Raw genomic sequence first — 13,884 nt, 5'->3', positions numbered from 1 at the left:
CTCAAGGAACGGACGCTTCCTTCGTACTCACCCTCTCGGGCTTTCCTCCGGGCGCTTCCCTTCGGTGTTTCCGACTCTATCAGATCTTTTTCCGACCTGATCCCCAGTCAGCGGGGTTTGTCTTCCCGGCCGTTGGGCCGTTCCGACGTCTCAAACCTTAGCGGATTCTCTCGGCGATTCCCAATCGGGCCCGCTGGGCGCCGAATCAAGATCGACGAGTCCCATTCGAATTGAATTCGGGCACGCCGAAAACAACCCCGCCGGGAGATCGTGCTGGTGGTTTGGGTGCCGCTCGTACGGCGGCAGGTGCTGCCGGAGAAGCGTTACGGCTCCGCGGCAACCCGGAGAACTTTACGGACTCGGCAGGGGGGTGTCAAGAAGCCCCTGTCAAGATCTTTTAGTCGAGGTCGCTGAGCCGGCCGCCGGCGTCCGGCTGGGCGTGCTCCACCCTGCGCAGAAGCGTGGTCAGGACCTCGCCGAGGACCGTGCGCTCCGCCGGGGACAGGTCCTGGAGGAGGTCCTCCTCGAAGACCGTGGCCAGGCGCATGGCCTCGAGCCACTTCTCGCGGCCCTCGGGAGTCAGCTCCACGATCACACGGACGCGGTTGTTCTCGTCCCGCTCCCGGGTGACCAGGCCCTCGCCGACCATGCGGTCGATCCGGTGGGTCATCGCGGCCGGGGTGAGGCCGAGGCGCTTGGCGAGGTCGCTCGGGCCCATGCGATAGGGGGCGCCGGACAGGACGAGGGCCTTGAGGACCTCCCACTCGGCGTTGCTGATGCCGAGGGCCGAGGTCTGGCGGCCGTAGGCGACGTTCATCCGGCGGTTCAGCCGGGACAGCGCCGAGACGATCTTCTCGACCTGCGGGTCGAGGTCCCGGAACTCGCGCTGGTAGGCGGCGATCTGCTCTTCGAGGGTCGGCTCGGCGGTGCCGATGCCGTCGGTGCCGCCGATGCTGCCGGGGGTGTCGCCCATGTCCGCAGTATCGCACGGGGTGGCTTGGCGTTGAAGTCCTTCGAGGTGTACTGTTTAACTTCGAAATTTAGCTTCGAAGTCTTCGGTTCTAAGTACTGAGGCACGCCAAGTACCTGAAGTACCCGAACCCATCACTTGAGAGAGGTGAACGTGACCAGGGCGATGGGCGCAGCGATGCGCCGGATCCACGTGGGCAACGCACTCAGCGCGTTCGGGCTCGGCTTCACCGTCCCCTACCTGTACGTCTATGTGGCGCAGGTGCGGGGTCTGGGAGCCATGACGGCGGGCCTCGTCCTCGCCGTCTTCGCCGTGGCCGCGCTGATCGTGCTGCCGTTCGCCGGCCGGGCGATCGTGCGACGCGGCCCGCTGCCGGTCCTGCTCACCGCCCTGGTCATGGCCGCGCTGGGGGCGCTGAGCCTGGGGCTCGCGGGCGGTGCGGCGACCGTGCTGGGGTCGGCGGCGGCGCTGGGGGCCGGGCAGGCCGTGATGCAGCCCGCACTGGCGACGATGATCGTGGACTGCTCGACGGCGGACACGCGGTCGCGCGCGTTCGCGATGCAGTTCTTCCTGCAGAACCTGGGGCTCGGCGTGGGTGGCCTCATAGGTGGTCACCTGGTCGACACCACCCGCGTCTCCTCCTTCACTCTGCTGTTCGCGATCGAGGCGGCGGTGTTCCTGCTGCTGGTGGTGCTGATGGCGACGGTGCGGATGCCGCACGCGCCGCACATCGAGGACGCGCCCGCGCAGGCCGGACGGTCGGCGAGGAGCAGCTGGAGGCAGCTGCTGGGGAACCGCGCCATGGTGCAGCTGTGCGTACTCGGCTTCGTGCTGTTCTTCGCCTGCTACGGGCAGTTCGAGTCGGGGCTGAGCGCCTACGGCGTGGAGGCCGCCGGAATCTCGACGTCGGCGCTGGGTACGGCGCTGGCCGCGAACACCATGATGATCGTGGTCGCGCAGTTCGCCGTGCTGAAGTTCGTGGAGCGGCAGCGGCGGTCCCGGGTGATCGCGGCCGTGGGGCTGATCTGGGCCGTCGCATGGGGCACGGCCGCGTACGCGGGGCTCGGACACGGCAGCCGGGCGATGGCGACGGCCGCGTTCGTGTCGACGTACGCCCTGTTCGGACTCGGCGAGGCGCTGCTGTCGCCGACGGTCGCCCCGCTGGTGGCCGACCTCGCGCCGAGCGGGATGGCGGGGCAGTACAACTCCGCCTTCGCCCTGGTGAAGCAGCTCGCGCTGGCGGTGGGGCCAGCCGTGGGCGGGCCGCTGGCGGCCACGCTGCCGGCTCCGTACGTCGTGACGTTCCTGGTGTTCTCGCTGGGGATCACCGTCCTCGCGCTGCGGCTGGGGCGCCGGCTCACCCCCGTACAGGATCATCCGTGGGCCGCGCGGAGCCGGGTGGTCGCCCGTGGTGGAGCGGTCGCGGGGCCGGTGGCCGCGGAGGCGTGAGCCCTTCGGGGCCGGGGCGGCCGTCACCTTCGGTGGCGGCCGCCGCGTCATGCCCGCCGAGCCGGCCATGCGCCCGGGCCGGCCGGCATCTGCCGGGACCCGTCAGCGGACGGCTGTCACGATGATCGTGGTGAAGGGGAGGGTCACCGTGCCGTCGGGGGCGGTGCGGTCGGCGAGCCGGGCGGCCAGGGCGTGGCCCGCCTCGGCCAGGACCTTCTCACCATGGGCTTCGAGAATCTCCTGTCCCCAGGGGAGGACCGAGAGCTGGTCCGGGGCGTACTCGGCCGGCGGGGGCAGGGTGATGCCGTAGGTGACCTCGCGGGCCGCCGGGTCCTTGAAGCCGGCGGCTCGCAGGGCGGTGGTCAGGCGTTCGGCGGGACAGGAGAAGACTCCGGCGAAGCTCTCGGCGGTCTCCGGTCCGCCGTATTCCTGGATGACCTCGTACTGGGCGGTGAAGTAGGGGCACAGGGAGCGGTCCGCCCAGACCGTGGCGGCGAAGCGGCCGCCCGGGCGGGTGACTCGGGCCGCCTCGGCCAGGGCCGCGTCCAGGTCGGGGAAGAACTGGACGCCCTGCTGGCAGACGACCGCGTCGAAGGTGGCGTCGGGGTAGGGGAGGTCGTCGGCGGAGGCCCGGGTGAACTCGATGTCGGGATACATACGGGGGTGGCGGGCCTCGGCGACCCTGAGCATGCCCTCGTTGATGTCGACGCCGAAGACGCGGCCCGAGGGCCCCACCTGGGCGGCGGCGGTGCGGGCGGCGAAGCCGGTGCCGCAGGCGAGGTCGAGGACCGTGGCGCCGGGGTAGAGGTCCGCGGCGTCCAGGAGTGCGGTGACGAAGGGCGCCATGATCGGCGCGACGTGCTGCTCGTAACGCTCGGGGGCGCTGCCCTCGAGCTGGAATCCGGATGCGTCTGCGTCTGCCATGGTGAGCTACTAGCACCGTGCCGTGGGTTCGCCTAGGCGCCGCGCGGCTGGGCGATTCCGCCCGCCTACTCGGTGGGCAGGGAGATTCCGCCCGGGGCTCCGCCCCCTGGGGCCCGTTGTGGGCCTGCGCCCCGCCCTTGGCGCGACTCAGCCCCCCGCACCCCGCCTTGGCCGTGCTCACCGGGGGAAGGGCGCTGCGGAGGGGAGGGGTCCTCGTCAGCGGAGTCCCTGGCGGTCCGTGCCCCTGGGCAGTGCGAACTCGCACCACACCGCCTTTCCGCCGCCCGGGGTGCGTCGAGAGCCCCAGTTCGACGCGATGGTGGCGACGATGGCGATGCCCCGGCCCGACTCGTCGCCCGGTTCGGCGCGGCGGCGCCTGGGCAGGTGGTCGTCGCCGTCGGTCACCTCGACGATCAGGCGGCGGTCGGTGCGGCGCAGGCGCAGGCGCATGGGCGGGGTGCCGTGCTGGAGGGAGTTGGCGACGAGTTCGCTCGCCGCGAGGACGCCCAGGTCGTGCAGGTCGGGCGGGAAGCGCCAGCTGGTCAGGACGCCGGAGGCGAACGCACGCGCGCGGGGGGCCGCTTCCACCCCGCCGAGCAGTTCCAGCGCGGCGTTGCGGAACAGGTCGCCGTCCGGGCCGGTGCGGGCGGGGTGCTGGAGGACGAGTACGGCCACGTCGTCGTCGTGGTCCGCCTGCACGCCCGCCGAGCGGACCAGGCGGTCGCAGACCACCTGGGGTGTGCCGGTCGCTCCGGCCAGGGCGCGCTCCAGGGACGCGATGCCCTCGTCCAGGTCCTCGTCCCGGCGCTCGACCAGGCCGTCGGTGTAGAGCACCGCCGTGGCGCCGGGGCCCAGCGGGACCGAGCCGGAGGAGTGCATCCAGCCGCCGGTGCCGAGCGGTGGGCCGGTGGGTTCGTCGGCGCGCAGGACGGTGCCGCTCTCGTCGCGGACCAGGATCGGCAGGTGCCCGGCGGAGGCGTACACCAGCCGGCCCTCGTTGGGGTCGTGGACCGCGTACACGCAGGTCGCGATCTGGTTGGCGTCGATCTCCGTGGCGAGGCCGTCGAGGAGCTGGAGGACCTCGTGCGGGGGGAGGTCGAGGCGCGCGTAAGCGCGGACGGCGGTGCGCAGTTGGCCCATGACCGCGGCCGCGCGCACCCCCCTGCCCATCACGTCGCCGATGACCAGCGCCGTGCGGCCGCCGCCGAGGGTGATCACGTCGTACCAGTCGCCGCCGACCGCGGCTTCCGTGCCGCCCGGCTGGTATGTCGCGGCGATGCGCAGGTCGTCGGGCTGTTCCAGCACCTGGGGCAGGAGCGAGCGCTGGAGGGTGACCGCGGTCTCGCGCTGCCGGCGCTCGCTGGCGCGCAGGCGTTCGGCGGCCTCGGCGTGGTCGGTGACGTCGGTGGCGAAGACCAGGACGCCGGAGCCGGTGCGGCCGTCGGTTGCCGGGCCCGTACGGCCGTCGGCCGGCTCGCCCGTGCGCTCGTCGCACGGCTGGACCGGGGTGCAGGTGAAGGTGTAGGAGCGGCCGTCGGGTGCCTTGCGGGACTTGAGGGTGCGTGGCCGGCCGCTGCGCAGGACCTGTTCGAGGAGCGGGAGCAGGCCCAGTTCGCGCAGTTCGGGCAGGGCCTCGCGAGCGGGTTCGCCGAGCGGCCGGGCGCCGAAGGCGCTCACATATGCGTCGTTGACGTAGGCGATGCGGTGGTCGGGGCCGTGGACGAGGGCGACGAGGGCCGGGACGCGGTCGAGGACCTCGCGCGCGGGGAGTTCGTCGACGGCGGGCACGGGCGGCATTGTCTCGTCGGTCAGTTGTTCGGCGCGGGCTCCGGGTACGGAGCCGTCGGTCCGCCGGTCCGGGGCGGTCGCGAGATCGGTCCGCGCTGCGGCGCGGCGCTGCGTTCCGGGGATGCCGGGGAGCCGGGCGCTCCAGCGCGTGAAGTTCACGAATCCTTGCCTCGTGTCGTCGTCTCAGGCCGGCTCCGGGCCCGGCCGGGGATCTCGGGCCGCGCGGCGGTGACCGCACATTCTTACCGCCCCGGTGGGTGCGGCACGGCAGGAATGCGTCATTGGTTGATCGGGGGCGAACGGCTGCCGCCCGCGGTCGTGGACCAGTCTGGCAGTGTGGCCGACCGCGCCGACATCCGTCGGACGCCGGGGCGCACGCGGGAGTTCCCCGGTCCGGTCAGGACGACCCTTTCGGGTTGATGTTCGGGTCGAGAGGATGCTTTCCACCGGCGGCGAGTGCGAACTCCGCGCGGGGATGTTCCAGCGAGCCGAGGGAGACGATCTCGCGTTTGAAGAGCCCCGCCAGCGTCCACTCGGCGAGCACGCGGGCCTTGCGGTTGAAGGTGGGCACCCTGCTGAGGTGGTAGGTGCGGTGCATGAACCAGGCGGGGTAGCCCTTCAGCCTGCGCCCGTAGATCTGCGCCACGCCCTTGTGCAGGCCGAGGGAGGCGACCGAGCCGGCGTACTTGTGCGCGTACGTCTCCAGGGGTTCGCAGCGCAGGGAGTGGGCGATGTTGTCGCCGAGGAGCCGGGCCTGGCGCAGGGCGTGCTGGGCGTTGGGCGGGGTCTCCTTGCCTTCGCCCGCGGTGACGTCGGGGACGGCGGCGGCGTCGCCCGCGGCCCAGGCGTGTTCGACGCCGTCGATCGTCAGCTGGGCGGTGCACTTCAGGCGGCCGCGGCCGTTCAGCGGCAGGTCGGTGGCGGCCAGGATCGGATGCGGCCTGACTCCGGCGGTCCACACGACCGTACGGGTCGGGAAGCGCTGGCCGTCACTGAGTACGGCGACCCGGTCGGCGCACGATTCCAGGCGGGTGCCCAGCAGCACCTGGATGTTGCGGCGGCGCAGTTCGGTGACGGCGTAACGGCCCATCTCCTCGCCGACCTCGGGCAGGATGCGGTCGGAGGCCTCGACGAGGATCCACTTCATGTCCTCCGGCTTGACGTTGTGGTAGTACCGCGCGGCGTAACGGGCCATGTCCTCCAGTTCGCCGAGCGCCTCCACCCCGGCGTATCCACCGCCGACGAAGACGAAGGTCAGGGCCGCGTCGCGGATCGCCGGGTCGCGGGTCGAGGAGGCGATGTCCATCTGTTCGAGGACGTGGTTGCGCAGGCCGATGGCCTCCTCGATGGTCTTGAAACCGATGCCGTAGTCGATGAGGCCCGGGATGGGCAGGGTGCGCGCGACGGAGCCCGGGGCCAGGACGAGTTCGTCGTACGTCAGCTTCTCGGTGCCGCCCGTGTCCTCCGTGGCGAGGGTGGTGAGGGTCGCGGTGCGGTGCGCGTGGTCGATGGACGTCGCCTCGCCGACGATGATGCGGCACTGGTCGAGGACCCGGCGCAACGGGACGACGACGTGACGAGGGGAAATCGCACCGGCGGCCGCCTCGGGCAGAAACGGCTGGTACGTCATGTAGGGGTCGGGCGTGACCACTGTGATGTCGACCTCGCCCCGCCTGAGCTCGTGTTTCATCCGCTGCTGCAGGCGCAGGGCCGTGTACATCCCGACGTAGCCGCCGCCGACAACGAGAATGCGCGCACGTTCCTTCACCATCCCATGACGCACCCGGCGCTGTCGTTTGTCCACAGCCCCTGCGATTTGTGTGACCGTCGGCCGCAGCCGCGCGGGGTTGGCCGAATTACCGGAGTGTTCGGAATACATGCAGGTCAGCGGGTGTGAGTCGGGGTGCGGAAGGTGGCGCAATCCGGACGTATACGGCCCGTACTCCGATCGGGGGGCGCTCCGTGCGGAACCTGCCCCTTCTGAATTGACCCCCGCTCAACTATGTTCGTGTGTCGACGGGGTGTAGGGGATGTGGTCGAACGAGCCCGCGAGGTCCCACCGGATCTCGGTGTCGGGCCCGGTCGCGCACGATCCCCGTTTCGCGCACCCCGGATTCAGTGACGGGGAGAGTCTCCGGGGGGAGACGTCATTACCGGGGGATCACTTATGCACATTCAGGACACTCATTGGTCTACCGCGTCCGCCATCGCACCCGGCGGCGGAGCGATGAGCGCGGCGGCGGGCGGGCGTGGGGACGACTCCCGGTCCGTGCGGACGACACCGCTGCGGGTGGACGCACAGCGCAACCTCGAGCACGTGCTGCGGGCCGCGCGCGAGGTGTTCGGCGAGCTGGGGTACGGAGCGCCGATGGAGGACGTGGCACGGCGCGCACGGGTCGGCGTGGGCACGGTGTACCGGCGCTTTCCGAGCAAGGACGTCCTGGTGCGGCGGATAGCCGAGGAGGAGACCGCACGGCTGACCGAGCAGGCGCGGGCCGCGCTCGGCCAGGAGGACGAGCCGTGGTCGGCGCTCTCGCGCTTCCTGCGCACCTCGGTGGCCTCCGGCGCCGGGCGGCTGCTGCCGCCGCAGGTGCTGCGGGTCGGCGTCGCCGAGGACCGCGTCGACGGCGCGGCCGGACCGGACAGGACGCGGGTGCCGCAGCAGCGGACCCAGTTGGGGACGGCCGAGCTGCGGCTCGTACCCGACGCGGCCACGGTGCTCTCCTCGGGCGCGGACGACGACGCGGGGGCGGCGGCGCTGCTCGAGGTCGTGGGCCGGCTCGTGGAGCGGGCGCGCGCGGCGGGCGAACTGCGGCCGGACGTCTCGGTGTCGGACGTGCTGCTGGTCATCGCGACCGCGGCGCCCTCCCTGCCGGACGCGGCCCAGCAGGCGGCCGCCTCGGCACGGCTGCTGGACATCCTGCTGGAGGGCCTGCGGTCGCGGCCGGTGTGAGTGTGTGGGCGTCCGGGCCGGTGACATCCGTCGGGCACTCCCCGTCCGGGTGAACACCGGTACCGCGTCGCGGCAAGTCCCCTCGGACGAGTGGATGGTCCGTGCTGCCCGGCCCCCGGCCGAAAGCCGGTGTGGCACTCTGACCCGGTGATCGGGACGGCTGGGCAGGCGGCGGGGGCTTTCCGCGATGGGCGTTGACGGGCGCGACGAGTTTCTCGGGGACGGCGGGACGGGCACCGAAGGGCCACGCGACGGGCTGCGCTCGCCGCAGGTGCCGAGCCAGGGCGGACCGGCCGGGGTCCCGCAAGGCACCGCCCCAAAACAGGCAGGCGCCCGCGCACGGCCAGGCGCCCCGGCACCGGGCGGTGTCCCGGCGCAGCGCGAGTGGCGTGAGCGGGACGGGGACGGGGGGGCTGCCGCGGTCGGCCGATCTGCCGCCGTCCGACTCCGAGCTGGTCGGGCGGATGCGCGCGGGCGACGACACGGCGTACGAGGAGCTGTTCCGGCGCCACGCCGACGCCGTACGCCGCTACGCCCGCACCTGTTGCCGCGACGCCCACACCGCCGACGACCTCACCGCCGAGGTGTTCGCCGGCATGCTCCAGGCAGTGCGCGGCGGCTCCGGCCCCGAGCACGCCGTGCGCGCCTATCTGCTGACCACCGTCCGCCGGGTCGCCGCGCGCTGGACGAAGACCGCCGGGCGCGAGCAACTGGTCGACGACTTCGCGGTGTTCGCGGCGCAGGCCGTGCGTGTCAGCGGGGTGCCCGACGACACGGCGCCCCTGGGCTCCTTCGGCGGGGGTCTGGACCTCGGCGCCGAAGTGCGCGCGCTGCACGAGGCCGAGCAGTCCATGGCCATGCGGGCCTTCCGCTCGCTGCCCGAGCGCTGGCAGGCCGTGCTGTGGCACACCGAGGTCGAGGACGAGTCGCCGAGCGAGGTCGCCACCCTGTTCGGGCTGGACGCCAACGGCACCCGCGTCCTGGCCAGCCGCGCCCGCGAGGGCCTCCGGCAGGCCTACCTCCAGGCCCACGTCAGCGCCGCCCTCGCCGACGACGAGGAGTGCGCCCGCTACGCCGATCGGCTCGGCGGCTACGCCCGCCGCAAGCTGCGCACCCGTGCCGAACGCGGACTGCGCAAGCACCTGGAGGAGTGCGCGAGGTGCCGGCTGGCGGCCAGCCAGATCGAAGAGGTCGCCGGCGGCATCCCCGCCGTGGTCCCGGTCGCCGTCATCGGCTGGTTCGGCGCCGCCGGGTACGCCAAGGCGCTCGGCATCATCGCCGGCGCCTCGGGCGCGGCGGGTGCCGTGGGCGCGGCCGTCACGGGCGGGGCCGGGGCAGGCGCGGCTGCCGGGGGCGGCTCCTTGGGCGGGGCGGGCGCGGGAGGCGCGGGAGGCGGCGCGGCTGTCTCCGAGGGGCTGGGCGCGCCGGTGAAGGCCGGTATCGCGGCCGGTGTCGTCGCCGTGGCCACCACGGCGGTCGCGCTCGCGCTGGCCGGGCACGGCGCCCCGGCCAGGAAGCCGCAGGCGGCCCCGCCGCCCGCGTCGGCCCCGGTCGTGGGGGCGCAGCCCCCGACGCCCGCGCCACCGGAGCCGACACCCACACCCACACCGGCGCCCACGCCGAGTGCGAAGCCCGGCCCGCAGCCGCCGGTGCACGCCGCCGCGGCGACCTCGCCACCCCGGCCGGCACCGAAGCCGTCACCGGCACCGGCCTCCAGGCCCACCCCGACGCCGGCACAGCCTCCCGCGCCCAGCCCCTCACCGACGCCCCCGCCTGCCCCGACGCCCCCGCCTGCCCCGACACCTCCGCCCGCGCCCGCCCCGGCCGTCCACCGGTGGAGCGAGCTGGACTACGACGTCACCGGCGACGGCACCCGGCCGGAGATGCGGCTCGGCGCCAGCAGCTGGGTGTGGCAGCGGTACGGCATGTCGATCGGCGCCGAGCGCTACACCGACGGGGTGACCGTCCACGGCAAGTCCTCCGTGACGGTCCGCCTCGACCGCGCGTGCTCCGCCTACGACGCCCTGGCCGGCGAGGACGACCTGACGGCCGGGCTCGGCAGGGTCTCCTTCTCCGTCTACGCCGACGGAGTACGGCTGTGGCACTCGGGCACGCTCGCGGGCGGCGACCCGGCGGTTCCCGTCCATGTGGGCCTCGCCGGCCGAAGGACCGTACGGCTGGTCGTCGAGCCGCGCAGCGCCTTCGACTCCGTGACCCTCGTGGACTGGGCCGAGTCGAGGTTCACCTGCCGCTGACCCGGTGGGCCCGCACGGCGTCCGCGAGCTCGGTCAGGACGTCCTCCACGGTCAGGGCGGCGCCGCGGACCCTTTCGGCGGCGCAGCGGCCGGCGGTGAGGGCCGCGCGGGCCGCGGCCTCGAGGCGCTCCGCGGTCGCACGCTCCGGCCCGGCGCGCGGGCGTCCGTCGCGCCACTGGTCGGCGGCCGCGAGCAGGCGGACGGCGCCCGGCAGGTCGCCGAGGCGGGCCAGCGGCTCGGCCGCCATGTCCACGAGCGCCGCGGTGATCACCTCCGAGCACCGCTGTTCGACGGCGGTGCGCAGCGCGTCCGCCAGCATGGGCAGCCCGTGCTCCGGGCCCGACTCGCCGACCGTGACGCGCGCGTCGAGCGCGCTGAGCATCGCCTCGAACTGCGGGGGCGGAGTACCGCGCTCGGTCTCCGCGCGGGCCGCCTCGCACAGGGCGCGCGCACCGGCCACGTCCCCGTCGTCCATGGCGATCTGTGCGCGCAGCAACAGGACGAACGCCCTCGAGTCGGCCACCCCGTAGCGATCGGCCGCCGTGTGCGCCTCGTCCAGGGCGGTCAGGGCAGCGGCCCGGTTGCCGCACCGGTAGCCGATCTCGGCGAGCCGGGCGAGGAGGAACGGCGACTCGGCGTGCGCGCCCACCTCGTGGGCGAGCCGCAGTGCCTCCTCGTACTCGCCGCGCGCCTCCTCGAACCTGCCGCGCGCCATGGCCGCCTCGCCGGCCGCGCTGCACACCTGCGCCCGCATCCAGCGGTCGCCCACGCGCCGGCTGAGCAGCCGCAGCTCCGCCAGGTCGTCGTCCACGCCCCGCAGGTTGCCGGGGGAGTCGACGACCAGGTGCGTGCGGAACATGAGGGTGACGCCGGTCTCCCAGTCGCCGCCGTGCACACGGCAGTTGGCGACGGCCGCGTCCATGGCGGGGCGGACCTCGTCCGGGCCGCCGGTGTAGTAGACGGTCAGCGGCCAGACGATGCCGGGCATTCGGGCCGCCTGCGGACCGCCGCCCTCGAAGGCGGCCCGGACCCGGCCGACGTAGCGCGCGAACCGCTCGTCCCGCACCCAGTCCACCGGCTCGGACTCGGAGGTGAGGAACAGGTGCAGCATCCGCAGGTCCATCCGCAGGGCGTGGAGCGGATGGCGCGCCTCCCCGTCCGGGGCGTCAAGCAGGGCGTCCACCGGGTCGACGGAGCCGGGCAGGGAGCGGAACCCGGCGCCGCCGGCGCCCGGGGCCGCCCGGCCGGAGGCGTCCGGTGCGTCGAGGGCGACGCCCAGACGCAGGACGCGCTGGACCCACTCGGCGGCTTCCCGCCGGTGGTTGCGCAGCCACCAGAACCAGCCCATGGCGAGGACGAGCTCGCCCGCGTCCCGCTCGTCACCGGTCGCGAGGGCGCGGTCGAGGGCCGCGCGGACGTTGTCCAGCTCGGTCTCCAGGCGGGCGATCCAGGGCAGTTGCCCGGCGGAGCGGAGCAGCGGACCGGCCTCCTCGGCGAGCGCACGCACCCAGGCGCGGTGCCGGCGCTCCGCGGCGGCGCGTTGCTCGGGGACCTCGGTGGCGCGCTCGAGGGCGTACTCGTGGATGGTCTCCAGCATGCGGTACCGCATGCCGCCGTCACCGCCGGCCGGAGCCGCGACGATCAGGGACTTGTCGACGAGCGCCCCGACGAGGTCCGCCGCGGGGCCGGTGCACACGGCCTCCGCGGCGGCGAGGTCCCAGCCGCCCGCGAAGACGGACACCTCGCGCAGCACCGTCCGCTCCCGCTCGTCGAGCAGGTCCCAGGACCAGTCGACGACGGCCCGCAGGGTCTGCTGGCGGGGCAGGACCGTACGGCTGCCGGCGGTCAGGAGCCGGAAGCGGTCGTCGAGCCGGTCGGCGATCTGCCGCGGGGTGAGCAGGCGCAGCCGGGCGGCGGCCAGTTCGATGGCCAGCGGGAGTCCGTCCAGGCGCCGGCAGATCTCCGCGACGGCCTCCCTGTCACCGAGCACGGCGCCGACGTCGGGACGGACGGCGGCGGCGCGCTCGGCGAAGAGGCGGTGCGCCTGGTCGGGGAGCAGGGGCTCGACCGGGCGCACCATCTCGCCCGGCACTCCCAGAGGTTCACGGCTGGTGGCGAGGATCGTGAGCCCGGGGCAGCGGGTGAGCAACGTCTCGGCGAGGTCGGCGGCCGCGCCGATGACATGTTCGCAGTTGTCAAGGATCAAGAGTTCGCTGCGCGGGGCGCAGTACTCGACGAGCAGGGCGACGGGGTCGTCCTGCGGGGTCGCCAGATCGTTGGTCATCAGCACGGTCTCCCGCAGACCGAGCGCGCTGACCACCGCTCCTGGCACCGCCTCCGGCCGGTCGAGCGGCGCCAGCTCGACCAGCCACGCCTGCGGGAGCCCGACGGCGGCCTCCTCGGCGAGGCGGGTCTTGCCAGAGCCTCCTGGTCCGGTGAGGGTGACCAGACGGGCCCTGTGCATATCGGAACGGATGGCGGCGAGTTCGGGTTCCCGGCCCACGAAAGAGGTAAGCCGCGGACGGATGTTGCCGGTGCGCTCGACCGGGTTCCTCGCGGGAAACGGTTCTGCGGCGCCGCCCGCGGAGGCCGTCGGCGCGAGCAGCTCGGCGTGCAGCGCGCGCAGCTCCGGGCCGGGATCGGTGCCCAGACCGTCGGCCAGGGCCCGGCGGGCGGTCTCGTAAGCGGCCAGGGCCTCGGCGCCGCGGCCGGCGTCGCGCAGGGCGCGGATGAGGAGGGCGTGCAGTGGTTCGTCGTACGGGTGGGCGGCGGTGAGCTCCCTCAACTCCGCTGCGGCGTCGGGGGCGTGCCCGAGCCGCAGCCTCGCAGTGGCTCGGGCACGGACCGCGTCCAGGCGCAGCGCCTCGGGGCGCGCGGCGGCCGAACGGTCGGGCAGGTCGGCGAGAGCGGCACCGCGCCACAGGGCGAGGGCCTCGTCGAGAAGCGGCAGGGCGGCGGGAGCCTCGCCTCGGCGCAGAGCAGCGGTGCCGTCCCGTACCAGCCGCTCGAAGACGAACAGGTCGACCTCCTCCCTGTCCGCGGCGAGCCGGTATCCGCCGGCCTCGGAGACGACCGCGTCCCTGCCGACGGTACGACGGAGCCGTCCGACCAGGGCCTGGAGGGCGGCCGGGGCGTCCTGGGGCGGGTCGTTCCCCCAGACCTCGTCGATCAGGACGTCCGGGTCGGCGACCCGGCCCGGCCGCAGCGCGAGGGCGGTGAGCAGCGCGCGCAGGCGGGGGCCGCCGAGGGCTACGACGGTGCCCTGGTCGTCCTCCGCCTGGGTGACGCCCAGGATTCTGTACCGCACCGGCTCATTCTCACCGGGGGATGAGAAGCGCGGCACGGGATTTACGCCCGGCGCCATGAGCGGAGCCCACTCGCAAAGGCCCCGAGCCGCAGCGAGCAGGGGCCGACTCCACCGCCCGGCCGTCCGCGGGCCGGGAGGTGGAACGAGACCCGCACCCGCGCGGCGACGGGAGCGGGAGCGGCAGCGGGTCGTGGGGGTGCGTCCGCCCGCCGCGTACTTCGTCTCCGCCCAGTCCCGC

7 protein-coding genes and 1 pseudogene are annotated in these 13,884 nt (G+C 73.9%); 3 read left to right on the top strand and 5 right to left on the bottom strand.

Annotation, left to right across the window (positions count from 1 at the left end; translation table 11 throughout):
- Nucleotides 1–397: 397 nt before the first annotated feature.
- Nucleotides 398–952 carry a MarR family winged helix-turn-helix transcriptional regulator gene (locus tag ACH4UM_RS40880; protein ID WP_398191465.1) on the bottom strand — a complete coding sequence of 185 codons (555 nt, stop codon included), beginning with the start codon at nucleotides 950–952 and terminating at the stop codon, nucleotides 398–400.
- Nucleotides 953–1,147: 195 nt separating this feature from the next.
- Between ACH4UM_RS40880 and ACH4UM_RS40875 the strand changes: the two genes are divergently transcribed.
- Nucleotides 1,148–2,419, top strand: a complete 1,272-nt coding sequence (locus ACH4UM_RS40875; RefSeq protein ID WP_398191462.1) for an MFS transporter — start codon at nucleotides 1,148–1,150, stop codon at nucleotides 2,417–2,419.
- A gap of 102 nt (nucleotides 2,420–2,521) precedes the next feature.
- On the opposite strand, the gene ACH4UM_RS40870 is transcribed toward ACH4UM_RS40875, so the two are convergent.
- From ACH4UM_RS40870 to ACH4UM_RS40860, 3 genes are all read right to left on the bottom strand, one after another.
- Nucleotides 2,522–3,343, bottom strand: a complete 822-nt coding sequence (locus ACH4UM_RS40870; protein ID WP_398191459.1) for a class I SAM-dependent methyltransferase — start codon at nucleotides 3,341–3,343, stop codon at nucleotides 2,522–2,524.
- Between the two features lie 216 nt (nucleotides 3,344–3,559).
- A complete protein-coding gene (locus ACH4UM_RS40865) occupies nucleotides 3,560–5,290 on the bottom strand; it encodes a SpoIIE family protein phosphatase (protein WP_398191456.1) in 1,731 nt (576 codons plus the stop codon).
- A gap of 238 nt (nucleotides 5,291–5,528) precedes the next feature.
- Nucleotides 5,529–6,902: an NAD(P)/FAD-dependent oxidoreductase gene (locus ACH4UM_RS40860; protein WP_398191453.1), complete on the bottom strand. Its 1,374-nt coding sequence runs from the start codon at nucleotides 6,900–6,902 to the stop codon at nucleotides 5,529–5,531.
- Nucleotides 6,903–7,298: 396 nt separating this feature from the next.
- Here ACH4UM_RS40860 and ACH4UM_RS40855 point away from each other — a divergent pair, with 396 nt between their 5' ends.
- Both ACH4UM_RS40855 and ACH4UM_RS40850 read left to right on the top strand, forming a co-directional pair.
- A complete protein-coding gene (locus ACH4UM_RS40855; protein ID WP_398191450.1) occupies nucleotides 7,299–8,084 on the top strand; it encodes a TetR/AcrR family transcriptional regulator in 786 nt (261 codons plus the stop codon).
- 187 nt (nucleotides 8,085–8,271) lie between these two features.
- A pseudogene (locus ACH4UM_RS40850) lies at nucleotides 8,272–10,339 on the top strand (sigma-70 family RNA polymerase sigma factor).
- On the opposite strand, the gene ACH4UM_RS40845 reads toward ACH4UM_RS40850, so the two are convergent.
- Nucleotides 10,326–13,646: a BTAD domain-containing putative transcriptional regulator gene (locus ACH4UM_RS40845; RefSeq protein WP_398191447.1), complete on the bottom strand. Its 3,321-nt coding sequence runs from the start codon at nucleotides 13,644–13,646 to the stop codon at nucleotides 10,326–10,328. The pseudogene ACH4UM_RS40850 and the gene ACH4UM_RS40845 overlap by 14 nt on opposite strands.
- Nucleotides 13,647–13,884: the final 238 nt, after the last annotated feature.

It is taken from the genome of Streptomyces sp. NPDC020801 (assembly GCF_044334385.1).
Taxonomy (GTDB): Bacteria; Actinomycetota; Actinomycetes; order Streptomycetales; family Streptomycetaceae; genus Streptomyces.
Note: the sequence above shows the minus strand (reverse complement) of the source record. Positions and strands in the feature narration are given on the sequence as shown.